The following is a 17295-nucleotide window of genomic DNA, read 5'->3' as shown; positions in this document are numbered from 1 at the left end:
TTTTACGTGCAAAAGAAACATTGTTTCGTTAATCGTACTGGATAAATTTACATGACTAAAACCAGAGCAATAAAAAGCAATTAATTTCAATCAGTTACAAAGCCAGACGTGTTATAAATCCATAAATATTTACCCATTTACAATCAGAAATCGGCACTTGATAAAATGTCTAAAAACGTGACATTGCTCAAATCGTAACATCATGCTAACGGCCAGTCGTCCCCATCAGGGAAAATCGACAGGTCGGGTTGTTGATAATCTTGCTTTTCTGGTTGGGCGAATAAGTTGTCCCAACCTTCGAAATCCATCCAATTCGTGTCGTCCGGACGTTGACGGCTCACTTCTACAAACTGGGCAGGACGTTTATTGCCGTGTTCGTCTAACTCCGCAGGCCGGATTTGAATACTGGTTGCATCGTCGATGCGAATTGAGCTGCCTTTTAGCAGTGCGGCCAGTGCCGCTTCATCAATATTTGGAGATTTATTCACCCGTTTATTTACTGGGTCCAATAATCGGGTTAGCTGATCGCTGACCTGTACTTTCTCAGGCTCCGTACAGTTATTGACAGAACTCCGAGAGGAGCCAGAGGCTCCAAAAGCGGTCGCTTCGCTCCCAAGAGCGCACGCTTTAGCTTCATCGTTAACCTTTGATTTCTTCTGAATCGTCCAAACTTTGGTGCGTGTTTTGATGGTTTCTTCTGGTGTAGTGAAACCCTCAATTTTGCGGACGTCTTCGCCATGTGGTGAAGCGAACGGCAGTACTTCATAAGAGTTCACGATCAGCAAATTTTCGCGCTTAACGAATGGGCCACCTTGCCCCATGATGTAACCTTGCCAGTTACCATGGTCAGCAGCTTTTAAAGTGTCTGTGATGCTTGCGTCTTCGGTCTTCATGCGTGACTGGTAGCTATCACCAATCACTTTCATTAACTCTTCATTGGTGATCAGCTTGCTAGGTTTAATAGGCCCAACAAGATCACGCTGCAGCATTGAGTAGATAGTGAGTAGGTCGACACGCTCTTGCATGAAGAGGTATTCCATAAACGCTTTTTTGTTCTGGTTAGCGAAGCGGCGTAGTTCACGGTAAGTCGTAACTGGTGCACCGCCGAAGAACTGGAACTGGCGAATGTTCCAACGGCTTTTCCAAGCACTAACATTCTTCGCCATGTCTTTGACTGGCTTGCCTGTTTCGTCCGAGATCTCCCCGTCCATTGCAAAGCCGTCAATGTTCTTTGAAATGTATTTAGCGATGTAGCCCGTTGCAGTGCCTTTCTCTGGGTCAATAAAACCAAAGTCACAACGTGGGCGGTAATCTAGCGGCCCAACGTAAGCACCTTTTCGGAATGGCTTTTTCTTCTCTTTCTCAAGTTCTGGGTGCAGTTCGCCACGGTCTTCTTGCGTGGCGTAAGAAATGAAGATGTCACGCACTTGCATCACGTCTTCTGGTTTTACCCAGATAAGCAAATGCCAGTGTGGTGTGCCGTCATGGTGTGGCTCAGCGACACGAACACCAAACCAACGGATTTCATCACGACCTAGTTTGGCGCGGATTCGCTGCCAAACGTTGTTTAGGTAAGATTGCGCATCACGTGGGCTTGCACCGTTCCAGTGACCAATAAAGCCGCCTTTCTTGTATGAGTTGTGATACTTAGATGGAGTGGTCAACGTTAAGAACAGACCTTGTAAACCCAGCTCATTGCCAATGTCTTCACAACCACGGCAACGCACCATCAATTCATGACGACGAATGGCAGGGTTAGCCACACTCTTTTTGACCATATTCCATAGATCAGCCTCTTCGCCTGTTTCTTCATCTAATAACTGGCATTGCTTGATGTATTCATAGTTAGCAGTTTGCTGCGCTTGGTGCTCTCGAACACAATCCCATGACGCATAAGGTGATGCTTTTGAAGAGACTTGCCCCATAGCAATGGCTAGGTGCTCACGCATGATTTTGCGTGTTTTGTTAAGGCGCCCATACCACCACTTTTCATCTAACATGCGTGAAATGTCATTCAGTGCGGTTAAGTCGGTTTGTTTCCTTTTCTTGCGCGGTGGAGTCATACCAAAGTGGCAGACAAATTCGGCTAATTCTTCATAGCCGATCACCTCTGGAATTTCGTCTTCATCCAGATCACGGTTAGCCACACGTGCAGCGATAAGAGGGAATTTAGCCTTAGTGATTTGGCTAATCTTGAAAGCCATGTCTTTAACTTCTGATAGCTCTAGTTCTGCCAGTAGTCGGCTTTTAACTGGCTTGCGGTTGCGCTCTGCCTTTTCGAAGTCAAAACACATTTGCTCTTTTTGTGCAAAGTCGCTTTGCTCAGTGTCGCTAAGCTCTTCACTAAGCAAAGAAACCTTTTGGGTTGTCGGTAACTTTTTGTATTTGCGTAAAACCATCAGCGCACGTTCAGCGGCTGGTCCCATACGCTCACGCAGAAATATGTTGGCGTCTTTACGACCTTTCTTTTCGAATACCGAAACGTAGCGAGTAACAAAGTACTTGGTTAGGTAGTCCGGCAGGTCTTTAATCTTATCTTTCGCCCACTCGAAGTCGTCTGGGTTAGCGTCAAATAGCTTACGTTCCAGAACACTAAGATCATCAGGTTCAATAATTGAGTTGTATCGACGCGAACCAAAGCAGCCCGCTTCAACCTCAGTTAAAGGGGCTTGCCATGGAAAATCGTATAGGTCGATTTCAGTTGGTTCGATTAGATTGTTCATTTAGTGGCTTTCGTTCTAACCTGAAATGGAAAGAAACAGTGCCTTTCAGCAGGATATTGACCACCTGCTTGAAAGCAAATCTTCATCAACAGGCGCTCTTTACCACGAACAGCTTTCTTTACATCACGATTGCCTAATGTTGCTTTCCAAAGGTCAATACCTAAAACGCGCTCAATATCTGTAATATCACCGCTAGAAAAACACACATAACCTTTGCCCTCGGGATTCTTTATCGCGTCAAGAATAGATTGCATATCCTCAATCGCTTTCACTTCTTGTTTGTTCAACTTCATGCTGCCACCTCATGAACTACTGGTACGCCGCAACCTTGGCACACTAAGTCTTTCTTCTTGATTTCATGTAAGCATTCATCACAAACAACTAGACCTGCAGAAATGATATTGCTCAGACCATTAGGCAAATCGAAGCGGTTACCTTTATCCCAGATAAACCACATGTATTCGCATGAGTCAGAACCACCACCAACAAAGCGAGGACGTGGAACGATAACTGGCGTTTTTTGAGGGAATCCAATTTCACGCCAAAAAGGTAGGCGTTTCGTTGAGCCTAAATAGTTAACACGTTGCAGGTATGCCATTGTCCCATCTGGGGCTAACTCACTTAGGCTCTTACGAATAAATTCTTCCGTTAGTGAAAAAGGTGGATTAGTGATGATCACGTCTTGGATACCGAAATCAGTAGTTAGGTAATCAATGCCCTTTTCGATTTCAGCAAATGACTTTTGGCTCTCTGGCAACATGACTTTTTCAAAGATCGCACCAGTGCCATAACAAGGTTCAAGAAACTTATCAGACGGGCGAAACGTCAACTTTTCCAACAGAGAGATCACACACTCATCTGGCGTTGGGTAAAGTTCGCGTGGTATTACTTTTCCGTTGGTAGAACTCATTTTGAACTCTCCCCAAGAGTGCTTAGAAACTCATTAGCCATATCAATAAATGCACGAGCATCATTAGCCGTCATTTCAGCGTCTGCAGTCGTATGCCCTGACCGTTTTATGATGTCGTGGCTTGCATCAATGCAGTCGCACGTTTCCTGCAGACGATCACGTAAGAAGCAGATCAGGTTTAGAGCTGATTTTCTGGTACCGCTTTTTAGGGACAAAACACACCAACCTTCCGCAATACCAAACTGACCACCATGTAAAACGTGGCTAACTTCGGCATTCGCTTCTTGTCCGGTGTATTCCCCGTTTGCATCAATCTCACGTAGGTTTAAGCAGTCACCTGCTCGGTAATCACGATCATTGATTCGAACTTCATGTGTTTTGCGGTGTGCAAGAACGTCAGCGAAATGAACTGATTGAATTTTTAATTCATGGATAGTGCTGCTCATGCCACCTCCTCCGCTTCCTGTTCATAGCGGAGCTGTGCGACTCGCTCGATAATCATGTCTTCCACTGCCAACAAATCTTCCAATGCTTTTTCGTTGTCCAGCAGCACTAGGTTATGGGCGTGATGTGTAGTGGTATCCGAAAAAATGACAATATTCATCAGCTTCATTTTTGATGAATACTCAATTCGAATACTGATTACATCCGCACTCTCTATAGCTAGTGCATACAAGCTGCTGATGGTTGATAGAATTGCGCGCTTAATAGCGACTTCGGCTACGGTCTTATTCATATTCTATGCTCCTACGCTAAGACGAAAAAAAGCCCCCTGTTACAGGGGCAAGGCTGGCTAGGTTTAATGTGTACTACTGAATTGGAAGTGCTTGAGGCGACGAACATCGCCCAACTTGTTGTCGAACTCGACAATGGCATCTTTTAGATACCCCATACCCTTGCGCACTTTGTGCAGCTCAAGGTCTGTGAAATCGTCAAAGTTTCTTTGATAGTCTCTAGCGGGCATACCGCCTGCGATCAGAATTAGGCCGCGGGTTTTATCCGGTAGAGAGTTATAGAAACTGCGAATCTTGCAGCGTGTCGCGGCGCCATTGAACAAGGCCCTGCAAGACTCAATGCTCTCTGCTGCATCTGGTGTTTTTTGGAATTCTTCTTGTTGTGTAATAGCTAACTGACTCATGGTTGTAACTCCTTAGGCGATGCCGGGGATTGGAGCACCATTAGCCAGAAAGTCTGTGCCCATTTGAACTAAGGGCTGCAGGCCTGTGGTGCGGTTTTCAAGGTCATTGATTAGCAAAACGAGGTTGCCCAAAGCAGCTTGTGCTTTGGCGAGTGTTTTGCGTTTGGTAGATCGCGGTAAACGCTCTGCGGTGCACATGGCTAACGCATCGCTAGAAAGCTCACCGGAAAATGCCGAGTGTTTTAAAACTCGTTCGAGTAGGTTCAGTTCATCTTCTGCTTTAGGAAGTGGGATAGTGACCACCCCATCATCTGCAAAAAGCGTGTTTACGATTGAGTAATCACCAGAGTCGCGGCTAATCAGACTAAGCACTACAGGTGTAAGTACTCTCGACTGCGCAGGATTAAGCATGTTTCGAATGACTTGCCCATCAACGCCGATTCTGCGCCCAATCGCTTCACAATCGTGATTGACAACAAAATCGCAACAAGCCGCATCAAAAGCTTGTTGTTTGCGTTCACGTAATACATACATTGCGTCATTTACGTCCATAACTAATACTCAAATGAAGAGAAACGGTACGAAAACGAATACCCAACCAACGAAATTAAACCATAGCGGGCATTTGTTTGGATACTTATCTTCCCAAGACTCACTCATTGCATCTTGCAGGGTGAGTTTGGTTTTAGGTGGGATAGCCCCAAGCATAGAAAGGCTCATACTTGTTGCGCCGCTAGCTTTTCCATGAACTTAACCATGTTGACCATGATCAGGCCTTTGGCTTCTTGTTTTGGAACGACTGGAATATTGCCAAGGTCTTTTTGGCGGTCGAACGTAGAAGAAGACATTCCAGTACGACGTAAAAATTCTTTTTTTGTGCAGATAGGCGCATCAATTGCTATTTGTAGCGTTGCCATAAGTGATATCCTATTTGTTTGAGATTATTTGATGGCTATTGAGTGACATTGATTAGCCATGTTCGCTGTTTGACTAATTATTAGATCAAAGTTAGTCGTATAGCAACCCCAAAAGTTAGCTAAAGGGATATTTTTAGATCTTTGGCTTGTTTTTATGATGCTTACAGATGAATTGGAAGTTTACCCAATGACTAGAATACCAGCTAAAGTTCCGCCATTTGAATATATAAATGGACGTGAGTTCACTGAAAAGCTAAAGGATGTCACTGAGTGCAAAACATATGAGTTGCTTGCTGACTACTATGGCATTCCGAAATCTACCTTTTCGACTTGGCACACGCACAATCGAACTGGCTGGGAACTGATAGTTAGAACTCATTTAGCTACTGGGGCATCTATTCGTTACATGGCTTTAGGTGAAGGGAAACCGTTCGGTGAAGATTCCTCAAGCGCTCTAACCTCAGAAGAAATGCAAACATTCCACCTCGTTGATGGTGCTTTAGTTGAAGCAGGGAAAACCGCTCTGGATTTAGTCACGCTTGATAAATTCGGGCTTAAGCCCTCTTTTACCCATGTTATTGAAGACGATTCCGGTATCTACTACATCAACAAAGAATCCACTGATCCAGTAGCAGGTGATTACCTTATTGATGTCGATGGTCGCCTATCCCTCAATTATCTGCAGCGACTACCGGGCAAGAAGTTGGCTATTGCATTTGGCGCGTCAACCATTGAAGTATCTGAAGAAGACATCAAAGTGCTTGGCCGTGTTGCGATGGAAATGAGGAAGAAGTGATGGGTACATCAACTAAAGAAAACCAACGAAGTTCTGATGAATATCAGATCTTTGGCTTCAGCTCACCAAATAAGGTTTGGGAATCTTTAGGGAAGAAGTTAGACCAAGGTTTTTATATATTCCTCACTGTAGCAGGAACTGTACTCCTCACTTTAGGTGGAGCATTTGCAAACGGCTATTCTTGGTTTGGTACCGAAGGGGCTTGGGCAACATCAACTGGCTGTTGGGATTCTTTATGGGCCATTGTCAGTAACCCTTACATTCATTTGGTAACTGGCCCTCTACTTTTCGCATGGGGTGCTATCGGAACTTACAAAGACTTTGCGCAACTTGATAAAAAGAACCGCACCTTAGAAAGGTACAAAAGAGTGATGTCAGGTAAGAAACTAAGACTGGTAAAATCTCTCGAAGAATCTGAACTAGAAAACAACACGCTTAACGCGAAATTAAAATCTAAGCATGCTCAGTTAGTTGAAACTTGGCTAAATGGCGCATTCACCCAACTTCTCGATGTAAACACTAATGCGAGAGTATCTATTTACTACTATTATCAGGATGCTTTCTTTATTCTTGCTCGTTTCTCGCCTAACGGTCATATTGGGCGTATTCACAATCAAAAATTTGCTTTAAATAAAGGCGTAATTAGTCAAGTATACAGACACCTTGAATGCCACGAAGTGAAAGCACCTTCTAATGGTGAGTCGCCTGAAGAGCACAAAAAGTACATGATGGAAAACTACGGATATACTGAAGAGCAACTATCTGACTTTAACATGAAGAGTTGTCGCTATTTTGGCCAAGCAATTAGAGAGGCCGACGCAGTAATCGGAATAATTCTTTATGAAAGTGAGGATCATGAAGACTTGATCGACAAAGATTTAATAATCAGAATTAAAGATTATAATAAAAACTACTGGAGCCACTTGTGTCAGTTTGTAAGGCATGGGTTAGAATTAGACTTATCTGCACAACAACATGAAAGTTCAAGCCCTGACCTAGATGCCTTAGAAGAACTAGGAGGTAGACGTAAATGAATGAACTTCAACGCATCGTTGCTTATTTGTGCAGCAACTACCCACACGGGTCAGAGCTTTCAAAAGCTCGCCTAACGAAGCTAGTTTATCTTGCAGATTGGTTCAGTGCACTATCTGATGAAGAGACACTTACTGATATTGATTGGGTTTTTAATCATTACGGGCCATACGTAGATGACGTCGTAGATAGCGTAACACGGCATAAAGACTTTAGTGTAGATCACACAAGGACAATGTATGGCTCCGACAAATGGGTAATCTCTTATCATGGTTCAAAAAGAGAAGTTAATCGCTTGAACGAAAGAACAAAAGAAATCTTAGATTTGGTAATCAAAAAAACCAAGAATATGTATTTCAATGATTTTATTGACTATGTGTATTCAACTTACCCTGTTCGAGCCCAAAACCGCTATACAAATCTGAACCTAGTAGAGCTTGCCGATGAGTATTTAGAGGACCATGCAGTATAACTGCACATGTATAAGTATTATAAAAAAGGCATCTATATGATGCCTTTTTTAGTCTTATCTGAAAACGTATTACGCATTTAAAGGGCTAGACTCAAGCCTTACAATTACTTTCCTAGGTAAGCGAACTAACTCAAAGCTATTTTCGCTTAGCCCCGCTACTGAGGAGTTAAATGTGTCTTCATTTTCATCAAAAGATGCTGCCACAATGCTCTGTAACCCGCGAGTTTTTGCCAAGGTGTCTAGCATCTGATTCACACTCTTGGTACTCATAGAGTGCTGTGCTGGCTCATCAAACAATATTAGCCCCGGATGGTTCCCTCCTTGAGATGCCGATGCTTTATACAGTGCAATCAAGTAAGACCAAATAAGCCTTACAAAATCACTCGCTGATGAGTCTGATTTGATATCAGCCACACTTGCACTTTGCTTTTTCTGAAGCTCCGTAGGTGTTTCTAGCTGCTCTCTTAGCTCTATGTCACTTAGATAAGGGAGAAGTGTTCCTGGTTTCACTTCGATTTCGTCGACTTCAGCGCTTCGATAGCCAAATTTGGATGCTAATGACTTAAACTCAGTCGAGAAAGCGTTAATCTTGCCCCAGTCATTTCCTGTAAAGCTATGTTTTGAAAGTGAAGCTATCTCTGAATTTAACTTCTTATAGTGTTTAGCTAAAGACACCAGTGTTTCTAGGTACCCCTTTACTTTCACTTCAAGCTTTTTCAGTTCTGCCTGACGGTTTTCTATAACGATTTTCTTTCTAATATCAGCTTCTTTGATGCTGTTCGTTGATTTGATGTCTCGTTTAAGTGAGATGAGCTCTTTTCTAAACTTAGCCACCTCTCGATTTATGGTTAGTAGTTGACCTTTATCTCGCTCAATTGTTTTTTGGAGGCCATCAATTAGCGACTTAGTCATCTTCTTCTGATTATCTAAGTGAGTGATATTTTCTTCTAATGACATCGGCATAGCTACGCTATCCGGAGAAATTAAAATATCATCAATTAGATTAAGACAGGTATGGCATCTACCTTTGGCAAAATCCAGCTCTGCTTCATCCACACCAAACTTGACTAACTTTCTGGTAAGTTTGTTGCCTTTCAAGTCTTTTTCGATGCTCTCTAAGCTTTCTTTATATTGACCAAGCTGAGACTCATTAATTTTAATCTGGCTTCCACACATTCCCTGCATGAGCAAAAGCTCATCGATTCTATCTTGAACTGATTCGATTTTGACTACCAAGTCCTGTGAGTCGTCAGAGAGCTGTGCCTTCTCATTTTTCACAACCTCATACATTTCTTGGTTTAGCTCAGCTTTGACCTGTTCAAAAGGTTTAACCTCTAAACCTACTCTTTCACCTATGGTTACCAATTTCGGGTCAAACTCGACTGATGGTGCTTTACTCACCCCAGAAACAGACAAGTCTTTATTCTCTACTGAAACCTTAATTTCAGTTGCAGACTCAGACCACTCACTAAGTAACCTAGCTCGCTGTGATTGCAGTTCATTGAGCTTTTTGGTGTTCCTGAAACTATCGAGATCTAGCAGAAAACTAGCGACCTTTTCTCGCATCCCACTTACCCCATAATATGGGATATTGGCAATGTAATCTGTCCAGCCTCTTTTCTGTTCAATAAGTAAAGCAGAGAAGACTGATTGCAAATACAGCTTGGTCTCTTTACCTTTATTATCTGACAAACTAGGAAGATCAAAGCCTAAGAACTTTTCAAGGTATGCAAAGAACCCTCGGTATTCATCTTGGGCAGAACCCGCATCATGCAAAAACGTATATTGGCTTCTGAAGTTTGATAAAGATTCGTTAGTCAGATATGCACCTTCAATAATCTGAATCAATTTTGTATCAACAGCTTCCGATTTGATAGCGCGTTTTAATGTTATGATTTGCCCCTGTTTGTTCTCTAGCTCCAAATAGACCGTAGAACTTGCAACTCGCTTTTCTTCACCATCTAAATCAAATCTATCTTTTAGTGCATATGGTAGAGCTGCACTTCCTTTAGACCCGATGATCTCTTCCATACCAAGTGCATAAATTAACGAGTTAACGAAAGTACTTTTTCCTGATGAGTTGTCACCACGAATAATGTTTAGGCCAGGACTGAACGGAATTCTATACCCATAATCTTCGTTGTCTGTAGCGGATAACGTTACAAATAATTGATTAAACTTCATCTACCCACCTTTTAGATGCATTACTTACCATTTTTTCAGTGATCTTTTTTGCAATTACTTTTAATTCTTTCGCTTCTGAATCAAACAACTCAACCAGTTTAGTCCCTGATATAAAGTTCTCTGACTTCGCTGTTAGCTGATATGCTCCATTACTGGTCCTTGCGAGCAAACCTTCTGAGGTTGCATAGCTAAGCGCCATATTGAGTGACGGATCAATTCCCCATACACCTAATAGGAGCTCTTTTTTCTCAGCGGACACCTGTAATGCTTTCATTCGTTGAGGCTCAAGCATTGCCCAATTAAACAAGTGCAATTTAAGGAGACTCGCTTTACCACCGCTACAACACAATTTTAAAATCAAAAGCAACTTTCCAATTTTGTACATTGGTCTCAGCTCAGGAATCACTGCCGATTTTTTTCGGTTAAATATCAGTTTGCTCACTACTCAATCCTCATTGGGCATTCTGCAATCCACCTCGCCACCATGTGCTTGGTAATCGACACCAAATCTTCGTATTCAATCGTTGAAATGTGAGGGTCTTTTTCAAATCGACCAATCAGCTTTTCTTCAATTGAAGAAACTAACCTTTGAGGACTGTCTTCCCATGTCATCGACACTTCTTCTACCTCATCCTCAAACTTGTTTACAAGCTTTGCTATACGCTCATAGAGCTCTGGTGATTGGATAAAAATACGTCGTAAAATATCGTACCCATCGAGGTATAGCTTTTTGGTCAATTCATTAAGTCGTTGATGTGTTTTAGGCTTATAAACATTATTGATGGAGCTTCTGACTTCATTTTTTTCGTCAATATTTTCGTCATACTCTGTCGTTAGTTCAGGTTCTGGAATCACTTCACCTTTAGCACTCGTGAAACACAATTGCTGACCGTTCACCACCTGCTGCTGTCTTATATCCTGAATAAAGTAATCTAGGTCTTTTACTAGTACTTGGAAGTCATCAGCTATAAATGCCAACCCTTGCTCTTTGACTTTAGCTTCTTGCTTTCTCGCATGCGCATGAATGTCATGTTTTCCGATACGAGGAGTAATGAATAACCACTGAGAAATCTTGCAATCACCTATATGTTTTATTAAAGCTTCTTCGTTCTTAGCAAGCTTACCAATATCGGTCGTCATCTTGTCTCGCTGCTTCTCATGAAGAATCCCAGCGCTATATTCTTCATCAGGACAATAGCACTGAATCATAATGCCTTCGTCCAGAACAAAGCCTTCAATACCTAGATCACCCGGAGACGCTACCATGTCTTGATAGGTGTCATATCTCTTTTTAAAGACCGACTGGATCAACCGTTCCCATCTGTCACCGTCTAATAGGCCAACATCAGTATGAATCATATATTTTGAGCACCCATCGCATATAAATAATACTCATGATACGTGCTCGGTTGCATCCAGTTAATCCATAAGTTTTAGAGGGTTACAAGTCATCACCATATATGTGATTAGCACCTCGGCGCGAACCACATTAATTAACTTGTTTATCATTACAAAAAACAAACAATGGATAATCAGGACTTATCAATATACTGTACACATAAACAGTATAACGCAGCAATTATAATGTCCATTAGAAACTTAAAAGACGGCCACAAAAAACCTTGGCTCTGTGAGTGCTACCCACAAGGCCGAACTGGTAAACGCATTCGCAAACGCTTCGCAACTAAGGGCGAAGCACTTGCGTTCGAAAAGTTCACCATGGCCGAGGTTGACGACAAGCCTTGGCTTGGCGAAAAGAAAGACTTACGCACACTGCAAGACTTGGTCGAACTCTGGTACAAACTGCACGGCCAATACCTCAAATCTGCTAAAAAGGTTTACCCTCGCCTCCGCACCATAGTTGAAGAACTCGGCAACCCATTTGCCATTAAATTTACTGCAAAAGACTTTGTTCACTGGCGCTCTAACCGAATAGCAAAAGACCGATACGGGAAAGAGACTAGTGCGGGTAAAATGATTTCCGCACCTACTAATAATCTCGATTTGAGATATCTACGCTCTGTGTTCAATGAACTCATTTCACTTGGTGAGTGGACGCAACCAAACCCTCTTGCCAGTGTGAAATCGATTCAAGTGACCGAATCAGAGATGGGCTTTTTTTCAAATGAAGATATAACTGAGCTATTTGAGAGAATCAGTAAAAGCAAACGAGCCAAAGAGTTTGAACTCGTCTGTAAGATTTGCCTGTCTACTGGTGCTCGAATTTCCGAAGCGAATAACCTCCGCCTTTCACAGATTACGAAATACAAGATCACGTTTCTTGATATCAAGAGCAAAAAGAACCGGACTGTGCCCATTACAGAGAAGCTGTATGACGAGCTGATGGCGTTTCAGCGAACGGGTGAAAAGGACAAGTTATTTAAAAGCTGCCTTCATGGTATTGCGTATATTATTAACCAGACGTTTCCTGACTTACCTGAGGGACAAAATACACACGTCTTTCGCCATACCTTTGCAAGTCGATTTATGGGGGCAGGAGGAAACATTCTGGTACTGCAAAAAATCCTTGGCCACAGTGACATAAAAATGACAATGCGTTATTCACATTTCTCGCCTGATCACCTTATTCAAGCAGCCGAATTGAACCCTATTTCCAGCTTAGGATTGTAGCCATGTATTCACAAAAAATGGCGGCAAGTTTTATTAACATTGAAGGTTATTGGGTTGCATTGATAAAACGGGTTCTTTATAAGACTTTGAAATAACAGTGAAAGCCTTGGTTTTACTGAGTTCCCAAAATAACTATGCATTATACTAAGTAATTCTGTCAATTTTCGATAAGAAAGGGCCTGCAACTGCAGGCCCTTTCTCTTATATAACAAGACTCAATTCACGTATGAATAACTCGGGGAGACCACTTCTACTGGTACACCATTTTGCGCAAGAATCGCCGCTCTTGCTTTAGCATCCGATAGATCAAACTCTTCCAACCACCACTGCAATTCCTGAGGGATCTTCAAATCCTTCTTACTACCATCGCTTCGTGTTAACGGTTCATGAGCTTCCAAAAACACACTGCGATCCGGCTCTAGCGCAATTTTTACTGGCTCATTAATCACTCGAACTTTTTCACCCAACTTCACTTTTGGAAACAACCAATCAATGTCCTTGGGATTCATACGTATACAACCTGAGCTGACACGCAGCCCAATACCAAAATCTTTGTTGGTACCATGGATAAGGTAATCGCCAACACCATAGGCTAGCCTCATCGCGTATTCCCCAAGTGGGTTTTCTGGGCCAGCGGGTACAACACGCGGAAGCTCGATGCCCTTCTCAAGGTATTCTTTGCGAATAGATGCGGGTGGTGTCCAAGTTGGATTGGGTCGTTTTTGACTAATGCTGGTCACCATCTCAGGGGTATCGCGGCCAATTCGGCCAATACCAACCGGGAAAATATGTACTAAGTTCTTCTCCGGCTGAAAGTAATACAGACGCAGCTCTGCCAGATTGATGACTATCCCTTCTCTTGGCACTTGAGGAAGAATGATTTGCGTCGGAATCGTCAGGACCAAATCTTCAGCAGGTAGGAAAGGATCCACACCTTTGTTTGCAGCCATCAAGGTAAGAAAGCCGACATCATATTGCTTAGCGATATCCGCGAGGCTCTCACCACTTTCCACTTGATGATATTGTGTGCGCCCAACCATGCTGCTTCCCTCTGGAGGTAGTTCGTAGGTTGCAGCAAATAGTGAGGTACTAAAGCAGCAACAGAGGGAAAGTATTTTTCGCAGCATTCTAAGCGTCCTTCGCTTCCTTATAGAGCCGTAAGGTTACTTCTCTTTCCACCTTATGATCAACTATTGGCGGCGGATATGACAAGCTTCTTACACCACTCCATTTCCAAGGTTGGTGCAGGTATTTATCTGGTACTTGTGCTAATTCAGGCAACCACTGACGGACAAATTCTCCTTGCGGGTCAAATCGCTCACCCTGCGTAATAGGATTAAAAATTCGAAAATATGGCTGGCCATCACAACCTGTCGACGCACACCATTGCCAACCTCCATTATTAGCCGCGTAATCGCCATCAATCAGTTTATTGATGAAGTACCGCTCACCAACCCGCCAATCAACGTGGAGGTCCTTAACCAGAAAGCTCGCGACTATCATTCTGAGGCGATTATGCATCCACCCTGTCTGGTTAAGTTGCTTCATGGCAGCATCGACTATCGGGAAACCAGTTTCACCCTGCTTCCACGCCTCAATATACTGTGGCTCATTCTTCCATACCAAGCGATCCCCCCAATCAACGAAAGACCTTCCTTTACTCAGCTTAGCTTCAAAATAAATCAGATGCTGATAGAACTCACGCCAGATCAACTCACTCTGCCAGACTTCTCTACCTTGGCTGAGAGGGGGAGCTTGGCCAAACATCAAACGCGCCATACATTGACGAACAGATAAAGCACCGATAGCTAAGTAAGGAGACAGTTGGCTCGTTCCAGCAATAGCGGGAAAATCTCGGTTGCTGGCATAGCCTTCTACGTCTTGGCTATCAAAATCTCTCAGCGTTTGGATTATCGACTGGGTATCCGCAGCAAATTGGTCGCTCGGCTCTCGCGGGTAGCTGAAGGTCACATCATCAGCGACTAGTAGAGAACTCAAGTGCTCAGGTAACCCACTCGAACAAGCCACTTGTGGTTTGCGAACTTGAAACGAGCACTCGCCAAGTTTAGCAAGGTAGGCCTTCTTGAACGGTGTGAACACTTTGAAATAGCTACCTTGCTTGTTCACTATGCTACCGGGAGCAAATATGCATTTGTCATCGCTGGACTTAACTTCAATGGCAGTGCCATTCAGACAAAATTCAAGCGTTGCATCTCGACGCTGCTCATTAACCTCGTATTCCTTGTTAACTAACACCCGATTAGCTCTTAGCAAAGTAGCAATCTCAGCGACACGCTCTGCGCTCTCAGTATATGTATCCACTTCCTCATAAAGCAGTGGAATACGTAAAGACTCTAGGTCCTGCTTTAATGCCTGTAATCGACGGTAAATCAAATCTGCCTGAATAGGTGCTAAACCATGCTTATGCCAAGTCTCAGGAGTTGCAGTGTAAATGCAGACAACCGGCTCACCAGTCTCTACAGCATTAACTAATGCTGAGTTATCTTCGATTCTTAAATCGCGTCTTAGCCACACCAGATTCATGACTTTACCTCTTTAGGCGTTGTAGCAGTTCCGGCAATATCAGCTCTCCGGAAATCATGGTTTCCAGTTGTTGGATCGCAGCCATTTGCGACTCATTAATCGCACGTGCGCTGTAAATCGCTAAGGTTGAAAACTCTTCAAGGCATGGATGACCAAGCAGTCCAGATAAGTCTTCAACCTCATCGATGATGGTCACTTTGCACCCTTTTTCTACCAGTGAAAGAGCCATTATGCGAGATGGCACATCCACACTTCCTTGAACGCTGATAAAGAGCGCTTTACCTGAACGAGCGGCCTTGTTTTCTGCTTCAATAATCGCGTTGAGTTTGGTTAGCATCAATGTTTGGAATAAACCAAATTGAATTGATCGTAAGTTCTGTCTGACAAGTCCTAATGCCTGCTCCACAGGCTGAATAAACTGAGTTTCCACAACATTGAGCGGGTACTCTTTGAGCACTGAATGAATCAGAGTTTCTGCTTTCCCTTTATTTAGGCTTGCCAAAGCATCTAAAACAGGTTCAACATCATCTAAATGAGCCATATTGGTAGAGACATCGGATTCAGCCTGATCTCCTGATTCCAATAACGCTTTCACCTTGCCAATCGACACTCCTTTAGCTAACCAGCCTTGAATGTCATTGATTAAGTCGATGTGCTTTTGTGTATATAGGCGGTGGCCTTTCTCTGTCCTTTCAGGCTCTATCAAGTTGTAGCGGCGCTGCCAAGCTCTGAGAGTGACAGGTTTCACCCCCGTCAGCTCTGATATTTCTCTGATCGCGTATTTCTTCATTCTATAATCCATATCTCAAGCGCATTTCCTGAGGGTGAGGCTGCAAATACTTCTGCTCGGATAAATAAGCATCCGGGTACGCAGCCAAGTAATGTTTAATTAATGTGATAGGTGCTAGTAGTGGAAGTGTGCCTTGACGGTACTCATCAATCACACCACACAATTCCGCTTTCTGGTCCTTGGCGAGGTTTCGCTTGAAGTATCCTTGGACATGCATAAGCACATTGGTGTTGTTCTTACGACTGGCTCTGTGCGATACCGCATTCATCAAACCCACACGGTACTCTTGATAAAAAGTATCTATGTCATACTCTTTGATATTGGCGACTAAGCGACCTAACTCTTTGTATGACTGAGGGTGATGGGCCATCAAAGTAAGTTTGTAGCGAGAGTGAAATGCAACAATTTTACCGGCTGTCGGAGCACCACCCATGGAGTCGTAAAAGTCTCTCAGCGTGTAGATTCGACTAATGAAATTCTCTTTCAAAACCGGGTCGTTCAAGCGGCCATCTTCTTCAACTGGTAGCCATGGCATTTGCTTCATCAGTTCTTGAGTGTAAAGGCCCACACCAGTGTTGTCAGCCCCACCTTTTTTGTACACTTTCACCCGTTCCATGCCACAGGTTGGTGATTTGGCACACACAATATATCCGCACAGTTCTGTGTCACGCAGTTCAGCCACTTTATTTTTGGAGTAGTCCACCATCTTGTCTGTGTGTTCTATGGATGCGTCTTTTGTTTCTACCAAAGCAATACGTTCTTGGTCCGACACCAAACGGATAGTCGGCCTTGGCACGGGCATCCCCATTCCAACTTCCGGGCAAATTGGAACAAACTCGAAAAAGGGTGCGAGTTCTTTAGTGACGAACTTACTAATCTTATGCCCTGAGTCGAAGCGAACTTTTTCACCTAAAACGCAAGAACTAATGCCGACTTTAATTACGTTGCTCATATTGTGCTCCAGTATTCTTGTTGAGGTGTACAAAAATATCTTTTGTATAAGTTTTAGCACAACATCTCAAAGTTATACAAGAAATAAAAATGTACAATTTAATGGAGTGTTACGTAATTGATACGATTTCGGTTTAATTCTGAGGCAATCGTTTTTCCAAATCGATTGCATTAACCCTTTCAACAAAAAACGTTATAAATACTTAC

At 43.1% G+C, this 17295-nt stretch carries 20 protein-coding genes; 4 read left to right on the top strand and 16 right to left on the bottom strand.

Going from position 1 to position 17295, the window contains the following annotated elements; genetic code table 11:
* Positions 1 to 200 precede the first annotated feature (200 nt).
* The 9 genes from IX95_RS04855 to IX95_RS04820 form a co-directional block, all read right to left on the bottom strand.
* Positions 201 to 2723: a replication endonuclease gene (locus IX95_RS04855; RefSeq protein ID WP_038157273.1), complete on the bottom strand. Its 2523-nt coding sequence runs from the start codon at positions 2721 to 2723 to the stop codon at positions 201 to 203.
* Complete coding sequence (locus IX95_RS04850; protein ID WP_038157272.1) at positions 2720 to 3016, bottom strand: hypothetical protein; 297 nt, start codon at positions 3014 to 3016, stop codon at positions 2720 to 2722. The genes IX95_RS04855 and IX95_RS04850 overlap by 4 nt, the downstream gene beginning before the upstream one ends.
* Positions 3013 to 3633, bottom strand: coding sequence for a DNA methyltransferase (locus IX95_RS04845; RefSeq protein ID WP_038157271.1), 621 nt, complete (start codon positions 3631 to 3633; stop codon positions 3013 to 3015). The genes IX95_RS04850 and IX95_RS04845 overlap by 4 nt, the downstream gene beginning before the upstream one ends.
* Positions 3630 to 4079 (bottom strand): DUF3850 domain-containing protein, encoded by a 450-nt coding sequence (locus IX95_RS04840; protein WP_038157269.1) that lies wholly within the window; start codon positions 4077 to 4079, stop codon positions 3630 to 3632. Before IX95_RS04840 ends, IX95_RS04845 begins: the two co-directional genes overlap by 4 nt.
* Complete coding sequence (locus IX95_RS04835; RefSeq protein ID WP_038157268.1) at positions 4076 to 4369, bottom strand: hypothetical protein; 294 nt, start codon at positions 4367 to 4369, stop codon at positions 4076 to 4078. The genes IX95_RS04840 and IX95_RS04835 overlap by 4 nt, the downstream gene beginning before the upstream one ends.
* A 63-nt stretch (positions 4370 to 4432) precedes the next feature.
* On the bottom strand, positions 4433 to 4771 hold the full coding sequence (locus IX95_RS04830; RefSeq protein WP_038157267.1) for a hypothetical protein: 339 nt from the start codon (positions 4769 to 4771) through the stop codon (positions 4433 to 4435).
* Positions 4772 to 4783: 12 nt separating this feature from the next.
* Positions 4784 to 5323 carry a phage regulatory CII family protein gene (locus IX95_RS04825; protein ID WP_038157265.1) on the bottom strand — a complete coding sequence of 180 codons (540 nt, stop codon included), beginning with the start codon at positions 5321 to 5323 and terminating at the stop codon, positions 4784 to 4786.
* Between the two features lie 9 nt (positions 5324 to 5332).
* On the bottom strand, positions 5333 to 5491 hold the full coding sequence (locus tag IX95_RS26485; protein ID WP_160174992.1) for a hypothetical protein: 159 nt from the start codon (positions 5489 to 5491) through the stop codon (positions 5333 to 5335).
* Positions 5488 to 5688 carry a hypothetical protein gene (locus IX95_RS04820; RefSeq protein ID WP_038157263.1) on the bottom strand — a complete coding sequence of 67 codons (201 nt, stop codon included), beginning with the start codon at positions 5686 to 5688 and terminating at the stop codon, positions 5488 to 5490. Before IX95_RS04820 ends, IX95_RS26485 begins: the two co-directional genes overlap by 4 nt.
* 187 nt (positions 5689 to 5875) lie before the next feature.
* Between IX95_RS04820 and IX95_RS04815 the strand changes: the two genes are divergently transcribed.
* Genes IX95_RS04815 through IX95_RS04805 form a run of 3 tightly spaced genes read left to right on the top strand, consistent with a single transcriptional unit; the run spans position 5876 to position 7988 of the window.
* Positions 5876 to 6484, top strand: coding sequence for a phage repressor protein CI (locus tag IX95_RS04815; protein WP_038157636.1), 609 nt, complete (start codon positions 5876 to 5878; stop codon positions 6482 to 6484).
* Positions 6484 to 7518 carry a hypothetical protein gene (locus IX95_RS04810; protein ID WP_038157261.1) on the top strand — a complete coding sequence of 345 codons (1035 nt, stop codon included), beginning with the start codon at positions 6484 to 6486 and terminating at the stop codon, positions 7516 to 7518. Before IX95_RS04815 ends, IX95_RS04810 begins: the two co-directional genes overlap by 1 nt.
* Positions 7515 to 7988, top strand: a complete 474-nt coding sequence (locus IX95_RS04805; protein WP_038157260.1) for a Panacea domain-containing protein — start codon at positions 7515 to 7517, stop codon at positions 7986 to 7988. The genes IX95_RS04810 and IX95_RS04805 overlap by 4 nt, the downstream gene beginning before the upstream one ends.
* A 69-nt stretch (positions 7989 to 8057) precedes the next feature.
* Here IX95_RS04805 and IX95_RS04800 read toward each other — a convergent pair whose 3' ends face one another.
* Genes IX95_RS04800 through IX95_RS04790 form a run of 3 tightly spaced genes read right to left on the bottom strand, consistent with a single transcriptional unit; the run spans position 8058 to position 11531 of the window.
* A complete protein-coding gene (locus IX95_RS04800) occupies positions 8058 to 10172 on the bottom strand; it encodes an ATP-binding protein (RefSeq protein ID WP_038157258.1) in 2115 nt (704 codons plus the stop codon).
* Positions 10162 to 10614 (bottom strand): hypothetical protein, encoded by a 453-nt coding sequence (locus IX95_RS04795; protein WP_038157257.1) that lies wholly within the window; start codon positions 10612 to 10614, stop codon positions 10162 to 10164. The genes IX95_RS04800 and IX95_RS04795 overlap by 11 nt, the downstream gene beginning before the upstream one ends.
* Positions 10614 to 11531 (bottom strand): hypothetical protein, encoded by a 918-nt coding sequence (locus IX95_RS04790; protein WP_038157256.1) that lies wholly within the window; start codon positions 11529 to 11531, stop codon positions 10614 to 10616. The genes IX95_RS04795 and IX95_RS04790 overlap by 1 nt, the downstream gene beginning before the upstream one ends.
* Positions 11532 to 11756: 225 nt before the next feature.
* Here IX95_RS04790 and IX95_RS04785 point away from each other — a divergent pair, with 225 nt between their 5' ends.
* Positions 11757 to 12803, top strand: a complete 1047-nt coding sequence (locus IX95_RS04785; RefSeq protein ID WP_038157254.1) for a phage integrase — start codon at positions 11757 to 11759, stop codon at positions 12801 to 12803.
* 215 nt (positions 12804 to 13018) lie between these two features.
* On the opposite strand, the gene IX95_RS04780 is transcribed toward IX95_RS04785, so the two are convergent.
* From IX95_RS04780 to IX95_RS04765, 4 genes are read right to left on the bottom strand one after another with little or no spacing between them, the layout of a single operon-like run.
* Positions 13019 to 13930, bottom strand: coding sequence for a L,D-transpeptidase family protein (locus IX95_RS04780; RefSeq protein WP_038157253.1), 912 nt, complete (start codon positions 13928 to 13930; stop codon positions 13019 to 13021).
* 1 nt (position 13931) lies between these two features.
* Positions 13932 to 15347 (bottom strand): deoxyribodipyrimidine photo-lyase, encoded by a 1416-nt coding sequence (phrB, locus tag IX95_RS04775; RefSeq protein ID WP_038157252.1) that lies wholly within the window; start codon positions 15345 to 15347, stop codon positions 13932 to 13934.
* A gap of 4 nt (positions 15348 to 15351) precedes the next feature.
* Positions 15352 to 16137 (bottom strand): MerR family transcriptional regulator, encoded by a 786-nt coding sequence (locus tag IX95_RS04770; protein ID WP_038157251.1) that lies wholly within the window; start codon positions 16135 to 16137, stop codon positions 15352 to 15354.
* Between the two features lies 1 nt (position 16138).
* Positions 16139 to 17089 carry a YbgA family protein gene (locus IX95_RS04765; RefSeq protein WP_038157249.1) on the bottom strand — a complete coding sequence of 317 codons (951 nt, stop codon included), beginning with the start codon at positions 17087 to 17089 and terminating at the stop codon, positions 16139 to 16141.
* Positions 17090 to 17295: the final 206 nt, after the last annotated feature.

The organism is Vibrio sp. B183 (assembly GCF_000740665.1).
Taxonomy (GTDB): Bacteria; Pseudomonadota; Gammaproteobacteria; order Enterobacterales; family Vibrionaceae; genus Vibrio; species Vibrio coralliilyticus.
The sequence above is the reverse complement of the archived record's forward strand: the minus strand, read 5'-3'. Positions and strand labels throughout refer to the sequence as shown.

Bases quoted from the DNA above. Each gene is read 5' to 3' on its own strand.
- IX95_RS26485 (WP_160174992.1), bottom strand. From the start codon at position 5,491: ATGAGCCTTTCTATGCTTGGGGCTATCCCACCTAAAACCAAACTCACC.
- IX95_RS04770 (WP_038157251.1), bottom strand. From the start codon at position 16,137: ATGAAGAAATACGCGATCAGAGAAATATCAGAGCTGACGGGGGTGAAA.
- IX95_RS04835 (WP_038157268.1), bottom strand. From the start codon at position 4,369: ATGAATAAGACCGTAGCCGAAGTCGCTATTAAGCGCGCAATTCTATCA.
- IX95_RS04825 (WP_038157265.1), bottom strand. From the start codon at position 5,323: ATGGACGTAAATGACGCAATGTATGTATTACGTGAACGCAAACAACAA.
- IX95_RS04800 (WP_038157258.1), bottom strand. From the start codon at position 10,172: ATGAAGTTTAATCAATTATTTGTAACGTTATCCGCTACAGACAACGAA.
- phrB (WP_038157252.1), bottom strand. From the start codon at position 15,347: ATGAATCTGGTGTGGCTAAGACGCGATTTAAGAATCGAAGATAACTCA.
- IX95_RS04855 (WP_038157273.1), bottom strand. From the start codon at position 2,723: ATGAACAATCTAATCGAACCAACTGAAATCGACCTATACGATTTTCCA.
- IX95_RS04790 (WP_038157256.1), bottom strand. From the start codon at position 11,531: ATGATTCATACTGATGTTGGCCTATTAGACGGTGACAGATGGGAACGG.
- IX95_RS04810 (WP_038157261.1), top strand. From the start codon at position 6,484: ATGGGTACATCAACTAAAGAAAACCAACGAAGTTCTGATGAATATCAG.
- IX95_RS04815 (WP_038157636.1), top strand. From the start codon at position 5,876: ATGACTAGAATACCAGCTAAAGTTCCGCCATTTGAATATATAAATGGA.
- IX95_RS04845 (WP_038157271.1), bottom strand. From the start codon at position 3,633: ATGAGTTCTACCAACGGAAAAGTAATACCACGCGAACTTTACCCAACG.
- IX95_RS04840 (WP_038157269.1), bottom strand. From the start codon at position 4,079: ATGAGCAGCACTATCCATGAATTAAAAATTCAATCAGTTCATTTCGCT.
- IX95_RS04785 (WP_038157254.1), top strand. From the start codon at position 11,757: ATGTCCATTAGAAACTTAAAAGACGGCCACAAAAAACCTTGGCTCTGT.
- IX95_RS04765 (WP_038157249.1), bottom strand. From the start codon at position 17,089: ATGAGCAACGTAATTAAAGTCGGCATTAGTTCTTGCGTTTTAGGTGAA.
- IX95_RS04805 (WP_038157260.1), top strand. From the start codon at position 7,515: ATGAATGAACTTCAACGCATCGTTGCTTATTTGTGCAGCAACTACCCA.
- IX95_RS04830 (WP_038157267.1), bottom strand. From the start codon at position 4,771: ATGAGTCAGTTAGCTATTACACAACAAGAAGAATTCCAAAAAACACCA.
- IX95_RS04780 (WP_038157253.1), bottom strand. From the start codon at position 13,930: ATGCTGCGAAAAATACTTTCCCTCTGTTGCTGCTTTAGTACCTCACTA.
- IX95_RS04820 (WP_038157263.1), bottom strand. From the start codon at position 5,688: ATGGCAACGCTACAAATAGCAATTGATGCGCCTATCTGCACAAAAAAA.
- IX95_RS04850 (WP_038157272.1), bottom strand. From the start codon at position 3,016: ATGAAGTTGAACAAACAAGAAGTGAAAGCGATTGAGGATATGCAATCT.